Source organism: Microcystis protocystis FBCC-A270, assembly GCF_050500235.1.
In the GTDB taxonomy this organism is placed as follows: domain Bacteria; phylum Cyanobacteriota; class Cyanobacteriia; order Cyanobacteriales; family Microcystaceae; genus Microcystis; species Microcystis ichthyoblabe_A.
The window spans coordinates 2,498,375-2,514,064 of the sequence record NZ_CP191407.1; the positions used below are offsets into that span (position 1 = coordinate 2,498,375).

At 40.9% G+C, this 15,690-nt stretch carries 19 protein-coding genes; 6 read left to right on the forward strand and 13 right to left on the reverse strand.

Annotated elements, in window-relative coordinates; all coding sequences use genetic code 11:
- Positions 1 to 3: 3 nt before the first annotated feature.
- The 6 genes from ACQY1X_RS12125 to ACQY1X_RS12150 form a co-directional block, all read right to left on the reverse strand.
- On the reverse strand, positions 4 to 390 hold the full coding sequence (locus ACQY1X_RS12125; RefSeq protein WP_002734288.1) for a type II toxin-antitoxin system VapC family toxin: 387 nt from the start codon (positions 388 to 390) through the stop codon (positions 4 to 6).
- Positions 387 to 650, reverse strand: a complete 264-nt coding sequence (locus ACQY1X_RS12130; RefSeq protein ID WP_002752677.1) for a type II toxin-antitoxin system Phd/YefM family antitoxin — start codon at positions 648 to 650, stop codon at positions 387 to 389. The genes ACQY1X_RS12125 and ACQY1X_RS12130 overlap by 4 nt, the downstream gene beginning before the upstream one ends.
- Positions 651 to 675: 25 nt before the next feature.
- Positions 676 to 831, reverse strand: a complete 156-nt coding sequence (locus ACQY1X_RS12135) for a PIN domain-containing protein (RefSeq protein WP_002733855.1) — start codon at positions 829 to 831, stop codon at positions 676 to 678.
- A gap of 1 nt (position 832) precedes the next feature.
- Entirely contained in the window at positions 833 to 1,078 is a 246-nt protein-coding gene (locus ACQY1X_RS12140; protein WP_061430649.1) for a hypothetical protein, read from the reverse strand.
- 111 nt (positions 1,079 to 1,189) lie between these two features.
- A complete protein-coding gene (locus ACQY1X_RS12145) occupies positions 1,190 to 2,806 on the reverse strand; it encodes a tetratricopeptide repeat protein (protein ID WP_430012826.1) in 1,617 nt (538 codons plus the stop codon).
- 95 nt (positions 2,807 to 2,901) lie between these two features.
- Positions 2,902 to 4,218 (reverse strand): P-loop NTPase fold protein, encoded by a 1,317-nt coding sequence (locus tag ACQY1X_RS12150; protein WP_430012827.1) that lies wholly within the window; start codon positions 4,216 to 4,218, stop codon positions 2,902 to 2,904.
- Positions 4,219 to 4,827: 609 nt separating this feature from the next.
- Between ACQY1X_RS12150 and ACQY1X_RS12155 the strand changes: the two genes are divergently transcribed.
- The 3 genes from ACQY1X_RS12155 (at position 4,828) to ACQY1X_RS12165 (ending at position 7,311) form a co-directional block, all read left to right on the forward strand.
- Positions 4,828 to 5,967, forward strand: a complete 1,140-nt coding sequence (locus ACQY1X_RS12155) for a SpoIID/LytB domain-containing protein (RefSeq protein WP_287637295.1) — start codon at positions 4,828 to 4,830, stop codon at positions 5,965 to 5,967.
- A gap of 93 nt (positions 5,968 to 6,060) precedes the next feature.
- On the forward strand, positions 6,061 to 6,540 hold the full coding sequence (gene fabZ, locus ACQY1X_RS12160) for a 3-hydroxyacyl-ACP dehydratase FabZ (RefSeq protein WP_002734156.1): 480 nt from the start codon (positions 6,061 to 6,063) through the stop codon (positions 6,538 to 6,540).
- Positions 6,541 to 6,543: 3 nt separating this feature from the next.
- On the forward strand, positions 6,544 to 7,311 hold the full coding sequence (locus tag ACQY1X_RS12165) for a tryptophan-rich sensory protein (RefSeq protein WP_016515158.1): 768 nt from the start codon (positions 6,544 to 6,546) through the stop codon (positions 7,309 to 7,311).
- On the opposite strand, the gene ACQY1X_RS12170 is transcribed toward ACQY1X_RS12165, so the two are convergent.
- The 3 genes from ACQY1X_RS12170 to ACQY1X_RS12180 all read right to left on the reverse strand — a co-directional run bounded on the left by ACQY1X_RS12170 (position 7,308) and on the right by ACQY1X_RS12180 (position 9,606).
- Positions 7,308 to 7,772, reverse strand: coding sequence for a VOC family protein (locus ACQY1X_RS12170; RefSeq protein WP_002734772.1), 465 nt, complete (start codon positions 7,770 to 7,772; stop codon positions 7,308 to 7,310). The genes ACQY1X_RS12165 and ACQY1X_RS12170 overlap by 4 nt on opposite strands.
- A 142-nt stretch (positions 7,773 to 7,914) precedes the next feature.
- Complete coding sequence (locus tag ACQY1X_RS12175) at positions 7,915 to 8,733, reverse strand: SirB1 family protein (protein WP_002751728.1); 819 nt, start codon at positions 8,731 to 8,733, stop codon at positions 7,915 to 7,917.
- A gap of 78 nt (positions 8,734 to 8,811) precedes the next feature.
- Entirely contained in the window at positions 8,812 to 9,606 is a 795-nt protein-coding gene (locus ACQY1X_RS12180) for a metallophosphoesterase family protein (RefSeq protein ID WP_002751729.1), read from the reverse strand.
- A 365-nt stretch (positions 9,607 to 9,971) separates the two neighbouring features.
- Between ACQY1X_RS12180 and nagA the strand changes: the two genes are divergently transcribed.
- Positions 9,972 to 11,123, forward strand: coding sequence for an N-acetylglucosamine-6-phosphate deacetylase (gene nagA, locus ACQY1X_RS12185; RefSeq protein WP_430014729.1), 1,152 nt, complete (start codon positions 9,972 to 9,974; stop codon positions 11,121 to 11,123).
- On the opposite strand, the gene ccmS is transcribed toward nagA, so the two are convergent.
- The 4 genes from ccmS to ACQY1X_RS12205 form a co-directional block, all read right to left on the reverse strand.
- Positions 11,079 to 11,519, reverse strand: a complete 441-nt coding sequence (gene ccmS, locus ACQY1X_RS12190; protein ID WP_002751731.1) for a beta-carboxysome assembly chaperone CcmS — start codon at positions 11,517 to 11,519, stop codon at positions 11,079 to 11,081. The genes nagA and ccmS overlap by 45 nt on opposite strands.
- 250 nt (positions 11,520 to 11,769) lie before the next feature.
- A complete protein-coding gene (locus ACQY1X_RS12195) occupies positions 11,770 to 12,783 on the reverse strand; it encodes an aldo/keto reductase (protein ID WP_123229875.1) in 1,014 nt (337 codons plus the stop codon).
- A gap of 228 nt (positions 12,784 to 13,011) precedes the next feature.
- The gene (locus tag ACQY1X_RS12200) at positions 13,012 to 13,329 is read right to left on the reverse strand and encodes a hypothetical protein (protein WP_002733676.1); all 318 of its coding nucleotides are present in this window, start codon (positions 13,327 to 13,329) and stop codon (positions 13,012 to 13,014) included.
- 244 nt (positions 13,330 to 13,573) lie between these two features.
- Positions 13,574 to 14,134, reverse strand: a complete 561-nt coding sequence (locus ACQY1X_RS12205; RefSeq protein WP_002751733.1) for a 5-formyltetrahydrofolate cyclo-ligase — start codon at positions 14,132 to 14,134, stop codon at positions 13,574 to 13,576.
- A 558-nt stretch (positions 14,135 to 14,692) separates the two neighbouring features.
- On the opposite strand from ACQY1X_RS12205, the gene grxC reads away from it, so the two are divergent.
- Both grxC and tadA read left to right on the forward strand, forming a co-directional pair.
- A complete protein-coding gene (gene grxC, locus ACQY1X_RS12210; protein ID WP_002751734.1) occupies positions 14,693 to 15,010 on the forward strand; it encodes a glutaredoxin 3 in 318 nt (105 codons plus the stop codon).
- The gene (tadA, locus tag ACQY1X_RS12215) at positions 14,995 to 15,489 is read left to right on the forward strand and encodes a tRNA adenosine(34) deaminase TadA (RefSeq protein ID WP_024968786.1); all 495 of its coding nucleotides are present in this window, start codon (positions 14,995 to 14,997) and stop codon (positions 15,487 to 15,489) included. The genes grxC and tadA overlap by 16 nt, the downstream gene beginning before the upstream one ends.
- Positions 15,490 to 15,690 lie beyond the last annotated feature (201 nt).

Below are 15,690 nucleotides of genomic sequence, written 5' to 3' on the forward strand. Positions count from 1 at the left end.
TATCTACCAATCTATCTGAACAGGATATTTTGCTAATATTGAATCATGGCTAATCAGTCTAGCATTTTCAAGATTAGCTTGAGCAACTAACAAGCGGTCAAATGGATCTTTATGGATGTTAGGTAAAGTATTTAAAGCTAAAACATGGCTGACTGTAATTGATAAAAGGCCAATTTGGTTAGTTTCCTGCTGAGTATTAATCATTTCTGCTAAAGGTATCTTGAGTGATAGTTTACCTAGTTGTAGTTTGATTTGCATTTCCCAAATACTTGTAATACTAAGTAATAGCGTATTACTAGGATCTCTACACAGTTCTAAAGCTCTTTGAGAGAGTTTTTCTGGTTCGCTATCCCACCAAATAAATGTATGGGTATCTAAAAGAAATTTCATGATTCACCTGTCCAAAATTCTTCAGGAAGTGGCTCATCAAAATCTTCGCTAGTCCTAATTTTTCCAGCGTGTAGTCCTGGTTGTCGTAACTTAGGAGAAGGAGTTTCAGACGTTGTTTTTTCAGTATCTCCCCAAGGAATTAGACGAGCTACAGGCTTGTTTCCTTCGGTTATAATAATTTCAGTATCTACCTTTATTAAGGCAAGTAGTTCTTGTAAAGTTAACTGTACTTGATTGAGATCAATAGTTTTGTTTGACATGAATAATTTTCTCTCTTTATTTACTTCACAAAATAAAACAGGATTCAGTGATAACTGCCTCACAAGTTAATAAAGGTTTGGCAACTTTTTCCCATTGCTGAATTGCCCAATTGTGATAATTATCACTCCGGTCGAGAACGGCGACTAAGACCCCCGTATCTAGAATTACTCTTTTAAGCATATTAGACTAGATGCTTCTTTTTAAATTCCCTCTTTTTTAGGGATAAATCTCCTTTACCACTGTCTAAACACCCCACTAAGTCTCCGGCTGATTCTAAAGCAGAAATTTCTCTTTCTCCCTCATGAATTGCTGTCTTATCTGCTTTAAGTTGCAAAAATTCAATAAACTCTATTACTTGTTGTTGTTGTGGGTTGAGGGTTTGCAGTTTTTCTAAAATGGTTTGTTGGTGGGTGTTTGCCAGTGTCATAGCAATTGTTCTCCTGATTAGGATCGAAAGTTGTGACTTAAGAGTTATTATACCCTAACTCTGATGATAGGATTGCTTTCAACATAGATAGTTATCTCTTTTGTTATTTATTTAACTTAGCAATGATTGAAACCGCTCATCTCCCCGAATCTGCTCAAAATCCTTATCTGTTTTCGCCATATCCTGATATTCGACATCAAGATTGATGGCGCTTTGTAAGTTTTCGATAGCTAATTCCACATTATTTTGTAAGCCATAACAGCAAGCTTTATTGTAGTAAGCATCAGCATCATTTGAATTAATTTTAATAGCTTGATCGAAGGCTGCGATCGCTTGTTCAAATCTGCGTAAATTCCTTAACGCAATCCCTCGGTTGTTCCAAGCTTTATGGTAATCGGGTTTAAATTCTAAAGCTCGATCGAAGGCTGCGATCGCTTGTTCAAATCTGCGTAAATTCCTTAACGCAATCCCTCGGTTGTTCCAAGCTTGATGGTAATCGGGTTTAATTTCTAAAGCTCGATCGTAGGATGCGATCGCTTGTTCAAATCTGCGTAAATTATCTAAGGCAATCCCTCGGTTGTTCCAAGCATAAGGGTCATCGGGTTTAATTTCTAAAGCTTGATCGTAGGATGCGATCGCTTCTGCAAATCTGCCTAAATTACCTAACGCATTCCCTCGGTTGTTCCAAGCTTCATGGTAATCGGGTTTAATTTCTAAAGCTCGATCATAGGATGCGATCGCTTGTTCAAATCTGCCTAAATCATCTAACGCATTCCCTCGGTTGTACCAAGCATCATGGTAATCGGGTTTAATTTCTAAAGCTCGATCATAGGATGCGATCGCTTGTTCTAATCTGCCTAAATCATCTAACGCATTCCCTCGGTTGTTCCAAGCTTCATGGAAATCGGGTTTAAATTCTAAAGCTCGATCCCAGGATGCGATCGCTTGTTCGTATTCTTTTCCCATTTGATGAATTAAGCCTTTTTCATGCCACAATTCAGATGCTTGAACAGGATCGAGAGATGGGGAATCGCTTAAATAGGCTTTAATTTCGGCTAACTTTTCCTGTCGTTGTTGGGGAGTGAATTGTTGATAGGTATCGAGATCGCCGTCTAAATAAACCAGTCTTTCAATTTCTCTTTCCAATATGTCCTTATCCGTCGGAAATTCATAAACTCCCGAATACCAATCAAAAAAATCCGACGCACGACGAATAAAATACCGCAAGGCAAATTCCGGCAATAGGAATACTAAAGTAAAGGGAAATTGCCGCTCAAATCGCTCACGGGATAGGTTTAAATAGCCTAAAATCTTAGGAACTCCGGCCCAGGTTCCCCCATAAACCGGACTTTGACTCGACAAGAAATAGCCTTCACTTTCCGCTTCTTCGTAGCGCAGTAGTGCATTTTCTAAACCGCGCACAAAAAGAATGTTTAGATTTGTATAATTTGGTAGATCGACAATTTTCTCATACAAATTATCGGTTTCTGAATCAAGCTGCAGGACTTGAATATTTTTATTAGGTAAATCTTGACTGACTCTCCGAATAATCTCATCAGCTTGCACGGGAGAACAGCGAACAAAGAGTAAATTAAAGCCATTTTTTCGTCTCAGCGATCGCAGTAATGATTGATAGGATTCTGCTGCTGTTAGGGGTTGCTCTTCTCGCAATCCTTCAAAATCCGACTCCTGAAAGTTAGTTAAGGGTTTTACTTTTGGGTTTGTCATTATTATATATAGCTGTATTCAGATTTATGAGGTACACTAATTTTCTCACCTGTTCCCTGTTTCCCGCTCCCCATTCATCATTCATAATTCATCATTCATAATTCATCATTAAACTCCTTAATTTTGGTAATTAAAGGATGCACATCATACCAACTTTTCAACTCTGCATCTGCATCAAAATAAGCATATTGTAAAATACAACGATTGAATAATAATTTACGATGAGCTTCATCATTTTGAATTTCGTTGGTACGATATACCTTAGCCAGAATTTTCCACTGCTCATGTTCTACTGTTCTCTGATAGACATCTCTAGCTTGGGTTATTGCTCTTTGAGCAGCTTTTGCGGTAATAGGTAAAGCATCCACATGATCTAAAGCGGTTTGCATTAATAAAATTAGGTTTCGTACATGACCTCCAGTCATTAAACATAATCGCTCCAGAACTTCTTGACTTTCAAAAATATCTGTTTCTAGCTTTTTCGTCGGTAAAAATTGCTGCGTTCTTTTCTCAATGATAGCCTTAATTTTTGCCATACCATCAGGATTAATAGTACGATCAAGATTACGAAGCATAATCATCGGTAAAACCATCGGGTCATTATCATAAATATCGCGTAGATCATTGGCCCGATTAGAATAGGCCATTGAAATAGGTATAGTATAAATCAAATGACAATTTAACCCCTTTAATTGATTAGCTCGATCTAAAAAAATCTCATCATGATTAGTTTTATGATCTCGCCGATATATCGGTACAATGCGATCTAAGTTATCAACAATTACCACTAATTTTGTTGAATCATCTAAGACAGTTTTGCTATTATCAATAAACTCATTTAGTGCTGTTAACAGCGTAACAGTATGAGGATTGATTTTATTTCTTATTTCTTGTCTTTGACTGGGAATTGCCCGAATCGCCGCAGACATTTTACCAAAATATTTAATCAATTCTCCCGTTTCTAATTTGACATCTTCCACTTTAATCTCTGTTAAAGCTAAATCAATTAAATCCTGCCAACGGGATTTTATCCAGTTTTTTAATGGGGTTGAATTAGCCTGTTTTAGTTGTTCTAATAAATGGCGCGTACAGGCAATGAGAATATCTGTATATTGAGCATCTTCTGGATCGATATCGTCTTCATCTGCCGCAAAATAAACAACAAAACAATTTTTTTGCTCTAGATATTTTTTCAGCCGCAATAATTCCGTGGATTTCCCCCCTCCTCGATGTCCTGTGTAGAGTTGATGGGTGTAGTCTGTTGGCAGCGAACGAATAATTTTTCTGCCTAAATCTTGACAAACATCAGCATCCGCTCTCACTGCGTTTAGATCCACATAAAAGGGACTATCGGCAGGTAAAGGAACTGGTTTAAAGGCATTAGCAAGCCTAGCGATCAATTGTTCAGACATAGGCGACTATAGCTTAATTGATGTCATTATTATAACAATACTTATTGACAAGATGTTATACCGAATCCGCTTTTAATATTACGACTAACTCTCGATCGAACTTCAAAAACCCAGTTATGGATTTTTTCCCCACTTTCCTAGAATTGATTTATGAATCAACCCTACCTTTAATCCCCCCCTTGATAAGGGGAGTGCCGATCCCCCCTTAATCCCCCCTTGATAAGGGGAGTGCCGATCCCCCCTTAATCCCCCCTTGATAAGGGGGGTGCCGATCCCCCCTTAATCCCCCCTTGATAAGGGGAGTGCCGATCCCCCCTTAATCCCCCCTTGATAAGGGGGATGCCGATCCCCCCTTAATCCCCCCTTGATAAGGGGGGCATCTGATAGTTTTTAACACCTACCTAGTTAGAATAATCGACTAAACCTAATAAATCCCGATTAATCGGACAAAATAGGGAAATTTGCCCATTCATGGGCCAGAGGAGAGAAAAATTGTCAGACCATCGGGAAAAAGTGACAGGGGAAAAATTTTTCTAGACTGGAGTAGCCAAAAAATCCCAGTCCGGTTAAAATTGATTATCGATCGATTGTGTGAGGAGTCCGACCCCCATGACCAATAAACACACAGCAAGGCTGCTGGGTAGTTACCTGCAGCGCCTGCCTGCTCATAGCTGGCTCATCCTAGTTTTTTGGGCTTTGATTATCGCTCCAGTCCAAGCTGCTGTCGAATTACGCATTGCCATCAGTAAAGGTGTTAGCGCCGTCTCCGTGGGTAGTTCCACCGATGCTGTGGTGAAAGATGGGGCCGGGAGAGTCCTAGGAGAATTAACCGCCATGAATGCCCTCAATGCTAATCCCAGAGGAAAAGCGGTGGGTTTGGCCGATTGGCAGGCCAGTCAATTGATCATCGAACCGGAGAATGATGGTTACGTCTGGATTAATGATCGCTGGTATCGAGGACGCACAAGGATCATTCGGCAAGGTTCTGGGGTGACAGCCCTAAATTTAGTCGATTTAGAGGAATATCTCTATAGTGTCGTCGGTGCGGAGGCGATTCCCTCCTGGCCGCAAGAGGCCCTAAAAGCCCAATCTGTGGCGGCGCGTACCTATGCTCTCTACCAAATGAATACTTCTGGTAATCGCATCTACGATCTCGATACTACCACCCGCACCCAAGTTTATAAGGGTCTAGAAAGCGAGTTTACTAGCACCCACGAGGCGGTTAATGCCACCGCCGGACAAATTATGAGTTTCAACGGCAAACCGATTTTAGCGGTGTTTCACTCCTCCTCCGGGGGTCATACGGAAAATGTCGAAGATGTTTGGAATTCCCCCTTACCCTACCTGCGCGGTGTCGTCGATTACGACCAAGTCGCCCCGGTATTCCAGTGGTCAAAAAACTTTAGCGCCGGGGAATTAGGCCGTTTAATTGGTGGTGTTGGTCGTGTGCGATCGCTATCTCCCGAAAGAACCACTCCCCACGGACGAGTGATTAGAATGCGTATAGTGGGCGATCAAGGCTCTAAATTAATCTCTGATACCCAATTACGGCGATTCCTCGAGCTGCGTAGTACCCTATTCACGATTTCAGCTAATAACGGTACTTTTGCCATTAATGGTCGCGGTTTCGGTCATGGGATCGGTTTAAGTCAATGGGGCGCTTTTTCCCTCGCTGACCAAGGGGTGACTTATGACCGCATTCTCAGCCATTATTATCAAAATGCTCGTTTAACTGAAATGCCCAATTAAAAAGGCTGTCAGCCGTTTCCAGTAAACTGATCACTGATAACTGATAACTGATTGTGAGATAATGTCTAATCTCACTTGTAATTTTTGACTTGCATGACCATCGTTACCGAAGCCTTAACCGAGTTGGAACCAGTCATAAAAACTACCTTTACCGTTGAGGAAATTCGCCAACTACTCCCCCATCGTTATCCCTTTGCCCTGGTCGATCGGATTATTGACTATGTACCAGGTAAAAAGGCTGTTGGCCTAAAAAATGTCACGATCAACGAGCCTTTTTTTCCCGGTCATATTCCCAGTCGTCCCTTGATGCCGGGGGTGTTAATTGTGGAATCCATGGCCCAAGTCGGGGGAGTGATTTTGACCCAATTACCCGGGATGAAAGGGAAATTTTTTGCCTTCGCTGGCATTGATAAAACCCGTTTTCGTCGTCCTGTGGTGCCGGGAGATCAATTAATTATGACGGTGGAATTATTATCCTTCAAGATGAATAAAATTGCTAAAATGCAGGGGGAAGCAAGAGTCGATGGGCAATTGGCCGCCCAGGGTGAAATGATGTTTTCTGTCTTTGATTGACCTATGAATTTTGATCGAGATCGTCTCCGACAAGAACTAAATTTATTTGCTATTCTAGGGGCTTTTATTACCAATATTTTCGCTAATATTTTTCCTCTTAAGGGCGAAAATATCGGGGCTATCTCGAATACAGTTTTTCAAGATGTCTTAATTGTTCCCGCTAATTATGCTTTTGCGATCTGGGGATTAATTTATCTGGGTTTAATTAGTCTGGGAATTTACCAAGCTTTGGCTTTTAATAAAACTGAACCACGTTTGCGTCGGTTAGGCTACGAATTAGCCATCGCTAGTGCTTGTCAGATTCTCTGGGTAATTCTCTTTCAATTGCGTTTTTTTACCCTGTCTTTACTGGCAATGCTAGGCATTTTAATTCCTCTCATCCGGCTTTATCTTCGCTTAGAAATTAATCGCTTGATTGTGAATCGTAAACAGGGTTTATTAGTTAATGCTCCTATTAGTATTTATTTCGCTTGGATTAGCGTAGCCACGATTGTCAATGTCGCTTCGGTGCTAGATTGGATCGACTGGCAGCGATGGGGTCTAACTGACCAGATCTGGACGGTAATAATTCTGCTTATCGGGGCGATAATCGCGATTTTAGTCGGTTTAAAAAGAAAAGATCGGGCTTTTATCGGGGTGTTTATCTGGGCTTTTTTGGCGATCGCTGTTAAACAGATTTCTCTGCCTCTAATTGCGATAACAGCGATTATATTAGCGATTATCCTAACTTTTTTGGTTTTTCGTGGCAATTTTCGCCCTCTGAGTCGTTAAAATGCGGGATCACAGCGAATTTCGACGATAAAGCCATCGGGATCGTAGAAGTAAACCCCTCTCCCAGTCGGCCGGGTTACGGGTCCACTAGCAATAGTAATTCCCTGACTTTGTAGCACTTCTAGGGCAAAATCGAAGCATTCCGGGGCAATATCGAAGGCTAAATGGTTGGCACGGGTAAAAGCGATTTCGGGATTGTCGTCGGGAGGGTTTAAATCTGGTTCCCAAAATAGGTCAATTACTGTACCATCGGGGGTGATAAAATTGGCCACTTTTCCCTGGGCAACTAATTCTTTTAAGGTACTGGGAATTTTTTCCCCCACTAATTCCTCTAATCCTAATATTTCCCCATAAAAATGACGAGAGGCATCCATATCTTTGACGTTGAAAGCGATATGATGAACTTTTCGCAGTTGACCGATTTTGAGTTTTTTCGCAGTTACGAAAGGGCTAATAGTCATTTTAGTTATCATTTATCAGTAAAGGATTGGGGGATTTTTCAGTGAACAGTAATCAGTAATCAGTGAAAAGACAGCACTATTAATGTCATTTAATACTCCTCATTTAATACCGTTAACTGATAACTGATAACTGATTGGCGACTTAAGAGTTAATTTTTTGCAATAATTGTCGAATGGATTCGGCATCTTGAGCGTTGGGTAGGAGAGCGAGATAGAAGCCTAAATCCTGTTGCGCTTGGCTGAGTTGTCCAATTTGATAGTAAACTAAACCTCGATCGCGCAGCTCTAGGGGATGATTAGGAATGAGCAAAAGTAGTAGATCTATTGTCCGAATTGTCTGAGACCATTGTTGACGATTCAGGTAAATATATTTTAAATTAGTCAACAAACGTAATAAAATTTGCTGATTGGTAGCAATATTGAGAAAATGTTCTTCTAATTTAACTGGCTGTTGATAAATTTGACTTAATCTTTCTTGACAGTCCTGTTTAAATAGGATTTCACCACCGTGAAAGGGATCGACAAAGATTTCTACTTCCTCGAAATCGGGACGGATAATAAAATGCCCTGGCATACCAATTCCTACCATGGGAAAATCGATCTGTTTGGCAATCTCTAAATAGATAATCGAGAGAGTGAGTGGGATACCAGTGCGGCGATCAATTACGTCATTTAAGTAGCTATTGCGGGGGTCATAGTATTCTTGGGTATTACCGGTAAATTGTAAATCTTCAAACAAATATTGATTGATAACCTTGACTATTTTTAAAGGATATAATCTATCGGGTAGGCGTTTTTTTACCTCGTCAGCCATTAAGTTTATCCTATTTAAATAGTGATCAATCTTGAGACGGGGATATTCAAAATTGGCTATTTGTAGAGCTGCCCGAGCTAGATTTATCTCATGATCAGGATGTTGAATTGTTTCGATGAAGGCCTGGTATAAGAGTTCAAGGGTCATTAGAAAAGGGTATTAATCAGATTATCAACTATTTTAACCGATCCTTCTGGTTTTATCGCTTCTCTTTTCTGATCACTATTAAAGATTCAGCGCTTTAGATGAGCTTTCCCCGGAGGAGTAACGAGAAATCTTGTCAAGGTCTAGATTAACCACCGCTTTTTCTAAAGGGATCGTGCGACAATTTTTAGATTGATCCTGCACTTGATAAACTAATTGATTTGTCCAATCTAAAGCAGTTAACCAACCACTTTGGGGATGATAAACCCCAGTTTCAATGTCTAGCCAACCGCTGCCGCGAGCTAGTTGTCCCGGTTTGACATCAGGAAAGGTAAAGGTTAAAGTATGACCTGTGATAATTAGTTTATCCTTGAAATAGGGTTGGGTCATGGTATGAAATTCGTTTCTAATCCAACAAAACTCCTCGTTTGTTTGCTGTTCAAGGGGATATTCTGGGTGTACTCCCGCATGAACTAACCAAATATCTCCTAGGTCTAAATAAGCGGGTAGGGATTGGAACCAATTGATATGCTCGGCGGGTATATTGTTATTATAACTTAGTAGTGTCGCCGCCCCGCCACTCTCGATCCAACCGTTTAACCATCTTTCAGAAACTTCTTTTCCTGCTAAAGCTTTTAAGAGCATATATTCATGATTTCCTAGGAGACACTGGTAGTTATTTTTGATGACAAAATCCACCACTTCTAAGCTCTGCTCTCCTCGATCAATTAAATCCCCCAGAAAATAAACCTCATCCTCACTATCAGGAGCAACTCGGTTTAATAGTCGCAAAAGTGCCTGAAAATTGCCATGCACATCTCCGATAATAATACGACGCGGTTCTTGAGTTTGTTTCCCTATGTTTCTAAAAAACATACACCCCTCCCTAATCCCTGAGATTGCTACTCTTTTATTGCTAAAAAAGTAGTTTTTATATAGTCTTAATTTTATTATAGGACAAGCCTTTCCCTTTGACAGTCACTCCCTCCTAAGAACCGCCAGAGAAAGGCTGTAATTATTTTGTAAAGTATTTTTACAATCTCTGGACAGAGAGCGGTCGGGTTATGGTACTATTTTTTTATGATCAGTTTTTATATAATTGGACATCAGCACTCATAGCTAAACGCAAAGATTCCCATTGTATAAAAAAGTATCTCAAAAAAATGCTCCCTTGTCAAGCATCATCAAAAAAAAAGTTTTTTTTTGAGATTATAATAAAAAAAAATTAGTTTTCTGCTGCTATGATAACCCTAATTAACGCTAGAATTCCCGCCCATCAGGATCGACAACAAATAGAGATAAATGCTGCGGGAAAGATCAAGAGAATCACGGAGATGGGGGGAAGGAAAAAAGGGGAAAAGATTATCGATATGGAAGGGGATTGGCTATCCTTAGGAGGAGTAGATTTACAGATCAACGGAGGATTAGGATTAGCATTTCCTGACTTAGAAATAACAGATCTAGAAAAATTAGATAATATTAGCGATTATCTGGGGAATCAAGGAATTGATGGTTATCTTCCCACCCTAGTCACCACGTCCGTGGAGAAATTTCAAAAATCCCTCTCAGTAATTGCCAAATATATCGAAAAACAGCAACAGGAAAATCGAGCGAGCGCCCAGGTTTTAGGAGTACATTTAGAGGGACCATTTTTAAACTATGAAAAAAGGGGAGCGCATCCGTCCCAATATCTTTTAAACCCAAGTATAGAAACAGTAGATAAAATCTTTGGGGACTACTTATCGATTGTAAAAATTATCACTCTAGCACCAGAATTAGATAGTAGCGGTACTGTGATTAAATACCTAAGCGATCGAGGAATTACCGTCAGTTTAGGACATTCGCAAGCGAGTCAAGAAATAGCCAAAAAAGCCTTTTTCCAAGGGGCAAAAATGGTTACTCATGCCTTTAATGCCATGCCTCCTTTACATCATCGTCAACCAGGTTTATTAGGGGAAGCAATTATCAATCGCGAGGTGTATTGTGGGTTAATTGCCGATGGTCAACACATCCATCCAACCATGATAGAATTATTACTAAAAGCCAGTAATTATCATCGAGGAATTTTCTTAGTTAGTGATGCTTTAGCACCGATCGGTTTAGGGGATGGTGTCTATCCTTGGGACGAGAGAGAAATTGAAGTCAAACAGGGAACAGCAAGACTTTTTGACGGTACTTTAGCGGGAACAACCTTACCCTTATTACAAGGAGTAGCCAATTTAGTTAACTGGGGAATATGTGATTTAGAAACGGCAATTCTTCTAGCGACAGAATCCCCCAGAAAAGCGATCAGATTAGCTGGTTTATCAGTGGGACAACCTGCCAACTTTTTGCGCTGGCAATCGGCATCAAATTGGGAAAGATTGGATTTCCGTCAGCATTTTGGACTCTAACTGTTGAATGAGGGTATCAAGATCGACTTCGAGGCGATCAAAACATTCAGGAGGGGAAAGATCGGGTTGAAAATAAATCAATTTTACCTGACCATCACCGATAGCGACTATAGCCACTTCTTCGCTGGGATTATAGCGATAAATAATCCCAAGCATCTCTTGAATTTTACAATTAACCTTGCGATTTAATTTCTCTAGGGACTCCCTAGAACAACAGACAAAATGAGGCTGAGGTTTAAGATCGATGCCTAGGGTTTCTTGAGCATCTTCTCCCCATTCCGAGAGTAAACCCCACATTAAACCGGCTAATTCCTGTTGATTTTCTTGCACAAATTGATCTAATTGATAGCGCCATTGATTAGCGGGATCATCGGGTATTGCTTGTTCAAATCTCATCATTAGCCTCTTTTCAGTTATCAGTTATCAGTTATCAGTTATCAGTCATCAGTTATCAGTTATCCGTTATCAGTCCTTAATAAGGGGGGTGCCGATCCCCCCTGCCCCCCTTGATAAGGGGGGTGCCGATAGGCGGGGGGATCCCCCTTAATAAGGGGGGAAAGCTGAGAATTTTTAACACCTACCTACTTATAGACAACTTTTCCTCTAGATAGGGATTGAATAGGGATAGAACTATTCACCTTTTCAGTTAACGACGGTACTCATCGCCGCAATCACCGATTAACTGCAATAAATCCCGGGATTTTTCCAAGACATGATCAATTTTTTGATAGTCTTGGGGAGATAATTGAAAATCGAAAATACGGGCATTTTCTGCGATATGTTCAGCAACACCCAAACGCACCCCGATAATTGCTCCAGCTACGGCTTTTTGTTCAAGAACGTAACGCACTGCCACATTAGGAATGGTGACATGATAGGAATCAGCGATCGCTTTAAGAACAGTTAATAATTCTTGGAATAATTGCCAGTTTCCCCAAGCATCGATCATGTTTTTATATTTCCGTAAACTAGCGGTATTGAGACTCATGGCATTGGGTTCAGGATGACCGAGATATTTAGCTCCTAATAAGCCTCCTGCTAGAGTACCATAGGCCAGGAGATAGATGTTATGTTCTTGGCAAAACTGCGCCATTTTGACGAGGGGACGGCGATCAATCAGGGAAAACTGGACTTGATTGGAGACTATTGTAATCCCGGCGCTGAGAATAATTTTTAAATGTTCCGTGTCGAAATTAGTCAAGGCTAGGTGTTTAATTTTGCCTTCCTGTTGTAATTCCCCTAAAAAATATAAGGCATCTAGATAATTTTTATCGCGATAATCCCACCAGTGAAACTGCAATAAATCGAGACTATCCACATCCATGCGACGCAGGGAAATAGCGATATTTTTTGCGACTATTTCCTTAGTCATTTTACCCGGACGGGGAACCCATTTAGTGAAAGCTTGCAGATTATTTAAAGCATCAATACCCCTTTGAGCGACTAATTGACGACGAAATTCACCGATAAAATCTTCAGCCGGACCGTAATGATCGGCCAGATCCCAAGTGGTGAAACCGGCATCTAGATAGGAGAACATACTAGGGATCGCTTTTTGGGGTGCGATCGAACCATGGGTGCCTGAAACTTGCCACATTCCGTTCAAAATACGACAAATTTCCAGATCGGGGGTAAACTGTAAGCGACGAGATTCGGACATGGGGACTTTTCAGTGATCAGTAAACAGTAAACAGTAATCAGTGAAAAGACAGCAGAAAACTGCCATTGAATACTGCTCACTTAATATTCTATTCTCCTACTGACCACTAATCACCGATTACTGATTCAAGACAGATCGATCGTCCCTGTCTGGAAAAACGCAGTCAAGGGGAAGACTTTCGGAAAAATCTCCCCCTGTTTAGGTTTTTGCTGCTCAATTTTTGCCCGGTTAATATTCCACTTCCAATCGCGCTGCGGTGACAGCATCAAAAGCGAAAGCGAGAACTATAGGCATAGGACAAGCGAGGATGACACAGAGAATTAAAGCTGTCACAGTCAATCCAATCGCCATTCCTAACCAAAGTTTTTCGGCAGGGGATAGACCTTTTTGACGCTTAATATTTTGTAACACTTTGGTGGGAATTGGTTCTGGCATGACGGCATTGGGAGGGAATGCCCAATAATTACTGTAGCGTTCGAGAAATAGCTCTGTCCAGCCGTTTTCTTGACACCATTCTTGAATCCATGGTTCGTGAAAGTGTTTCATTGCTTCCCTGTTGACTTTTTCTGGTGATTACTTTAAACATCTCTTGATGCGAACTTCATCCTAGCAAAGCTATCTTAAGGGTCGATCGGATTCAATAAAACTTAATATATGAGTAGTCGGTGGGTAAAATGTATTCTAAGATACAGTGCCAGCGAACGACCAGAACGAACCACAAAGACACAAAGGACACAAAGATCGATCGCTCCTATATAAGTTAAACCGATCACACAAAAGGAAATAATTGTTAAAAAATTTCGGTTCTTGATTCGGTACAGATTGCCTGTAATTTTTGGTCCCAAGTATCGAGGGGAAGGGTATCGAGATAGGCAAAGTCAAAGACAATCCCGATCGAGGGGATAGCTTGCCATTCGGGGGAATGTAGGAGACGATCAAAATAACCTCCCCCGTAACCTAAGCGATAACCTTGGCGATCGCAAGCGACGGCGGGAATTAACAGTAAGTCCACTTCGGTCGGTAAAATGAGAGGAGCGATCGCTGTTGGTTCATAGATGCCATAACGATTTAATTCTAGGGGATCGTCGGCAGTCCAACAGTGCCAAGTCAGGCTATCTCCGTCACAACGGGGAAAACCCCAGCGATGGTGTTGACAAAATAAGGAACTTAAATCCGGCTCTTGACGATAACTGAAGTAAGCGAGAATGGTTTTAGCGTGTTGAAAGAGGGGTAAAGATTGTAAATTTTTGCAAAGTTGCTGACTATTTTCTTGCCAAATATGCTTAGGAAGCGATCGTCTTTGGGCAATTAGTTGTTTGCGTAATTGGGCTTTTTTGGTAGCAGAATCCATAAAATAAAGATAAATAGGAGAGTAAGTAGCTGGTTATAATTAAATTGAAGATGTATCCCCCCTTAATCCCCCCTTAATAAGCTGTCCTTTAGTCACATCTTTCTTAACATTTCAAACCTTTGTAGCACAAGGCTTTCAAGACTCGGTTAACAATTTGTAATATTCCTTGTTGACACCCTTACTGACAAAGAAAAAACTGAAATCAAGTCAGGATAAGGGTTGGAGTGCTTACTGCAAAAATTGTTAAGAAAGATCCCTATAAGGGATAGCTTAATAAGGGGGGTGTCGATCCCCCCTTAATCCCCCCTTAATAAGCTATCCTTTAGTCACATCTTTCTTAACATTTCAAACCTTTGTAGCACAAGGCTTTCAAGACTCGGTTAACAATTTGTAATATTCCTTGTTGACACCCTTACTGACAAAGAAAAAACTGAAATCAAGTCAGGATAAGGGTTGGAGTGCTTACTGCAAAAATTGTTAAGAAAGATCCCTATAAGGGATAGCCTTAATAAGGGGGGCATCGGACAGTTTTTAACACCTAACTACTTAGTAAGAACGATGCTAAATCTATTTAACTCGCTTTTTGGGCGTTATAACGAGAATATCAAGGCCAATGTGGAAATTTACACGTGGGCAACTTGTCCCTACTGTATTCGTGCTAAATGGTTGCTGGGTTGGAAAGGGGTAAAATACACCGAATACAAGATTGATGGGGATGAAAGCGCTCGTCAAGCCATGGCCGAACGGTCCAACGGTAAACGCAGTGTACCACAGATTTTTATCAATAATGAACATATCGGTGGTTGTGATGATTTGTATGCTTTGGATGGTCAGAAAAAATTAGATAATTTATTGGCTAAATGTGGGACTATCTAAAGTCTATTGACGAAAAAGCCTATGAGAAACATCGGCAATGGATGCAGTTAGCTTTAAATTTAGCGGCAACTGCGGGGGACAGGGGTGATGTACCTGTGGGAGCGGTTATCGTGGATAAACAGAGCAATTTAATCGCTCAAGGGGCTAATTGCAAGGAAAAACACCATGATCCCACCGCTCACGCTGAAATTCTGGCGATTCGTGCCGCTAGTCAAGTGTTAGGCAATTGGCACTTAAATGATTGTACCCTCTACGTCACCCTCGAACCCTGTCCCATGTGTGCTGGAGCAATCATTCAGGCTAGATTAGGATTATTAGTGTACGGTGCTGACGATCCCAAAACAGGAGTTATCCGCACTGTGGCTAATTTTATGGATAGTCCTTTTTCTAACCATCGTTTACTGGTAATCGCGGGAATTTTAGCCAAGGAATCCGGGGAATTATTACAAACATGGTTTGAGAAAAAAAGAAATGTTTAAAGGAGTCAGGGAGATAGGAGTCAGGAGTCAGGAGTCAGGAGTCAATCCTACTGTTAAAAGCGGATTGGGTAAGCTGTTGTGCATCTGAATTTGATATTCGTTTTACCTTGTCTCAACTAGAACTTGAATGCGGACTAGCTGATCACCGATCGTAATATGAGAACAGGAAATCGTTAATCTTCCCTCTGTGCTGATGATTGC

Excerpts from the sequence above, each read along its gene's own strand:
- ACQY1X_RS12195 (WP_123229875.1), bottom strand. The coding sequence starts at position 12,783 with ATGTCCGAATCTCGTCGCTTACAGTTTACCCCCGATCTGGAAATTTGT.
- grxC (WP_002751734.1), top strand. The coding sequence starts at position 14,693 with ATGCTAAATCTATTTAACTCGCTTTTTGGGCGTTATAACGAGAATATC.
- ACQY1X_RS12180 (WP_002751729.1), bottom strand. The coding sequence starts at position 9,606 with ATGTTTTTTAGAAACATAGGGAAACAAACTCAAGAACCGCGTCGTATT.
- ACQY1X_RS12170 (WP_002734772.1), bottom strand. The coding sequence starts at position 7,772 with ATGACTATTAGCCCTTTCGTAACTGCGAAAAAACTCAAAATCGGTCAA.
- ACQY1X_RS12175 (WP_002751728.1), bottom strand. The coding sequence starts at position 8,733 with ATGACCCTTGAACTCTTATACCAGGCCTTCATCGAAACAATTCAACAT.
- ACQY1X_RS12135 (WP_002733855.1), bottom strand. The coding sequence starts at position 831 with ATGCTTAAAAGAGTAATTCTAGATACGGGGGTCTTAGTCGCCGTTCTC.
- ACQY1X_RS12125 (WP_002734288.1), bottom strand. The coding sequence starts at position 390 with ATGAAATTTCTTTTAGATACCCATACATTTATTTGGTGGGATAGCGAA.
- nagA (WP_430014729.1), top strand. The coding sequence starts at position 9,972 with ATGATAACCCTAATTAACGCTAGAATTCCCGCCCATCAGGATCGACAA.
- ccmS (WP_002751731.1), bottom strand. The coding sequence starts at position 11,519 with ATGAGATTTGAACAAGCAATACCCGATGATCCCGCTAATCAATGGCGC.
- ACQY1X_RS12205 (WP_002751733.1), bottom strand. The coding sequence starts at position 14,134 with ATGGATTCTGCTACCAAAAAAGCCCAATTACGCAAACAACTAATTGCC.
- ACQY1X_RS12165 (WP_016515158.1), top strand. The coding sequence starts at position 6,544 with ATGAATTTTGATCGAGATCGTCTCCGACAAGAACTAAATTTATTTGCT.
- fabZ (WP_002734156.1), top strand. The coding sequence starts at position 6,061 with ATGACCATCGTTACCGAAGCCTTAACCGAGTTGGAACCAGTCATAAAA.
- ACQY1X_RS12145 (WP_430012826.1), bottom strand. The coding sequence starts at position 2,806 with ATGACAAACCCAAAAGTAAAACCCTTAACTAACTTTCAGGAGTCGGAT.
- ACQY1X_RS12130 (WP_002752677.1), bottom strand. The coding sequence starts at position 650 with ATGTCAAACAAAACTATTGATCTCAATCAAGTACAGTTAACTTTACAA.
- tadA (WP_024968786.1), top strand. The coding sequence starts at position 14,995 with ATGTGGGACTATCTAAAGTCTATTGACGAAAAAGCCTATGAGAAACAT.
- ACQY1X_RS12155 (WP_287637295.1), top strand. The coding sequence starts at position 4,828 with ATGACCAATAAACACACAGCAAGGCTGCTGGGTAGTTACCTGCAGCGC.
- ACQY1X_RS12150 (WP_430012827.1), bottom strand. The coding sequence starts at position 4,218 with ATGTCTGAACAATTGATCGCTAGGCTTGCTAATGCCTTTAAACCAGTT.
- ACQY1X_RS12200 (WP_002733676.1), bottom strand. The coding sequence starts at position 13,329 with ATGAAACACTTTCACGAACCATGGATTCAAGAATGGTGTCAAGAAAAC.
- ACQY1X_RS12140 (WP_061430649.1), bottom strand. The coding sequence starts at position 1,078 with ATGACACTGGCAAACACCCACCAACAAACCATTTTAGAAAAACTGCAA.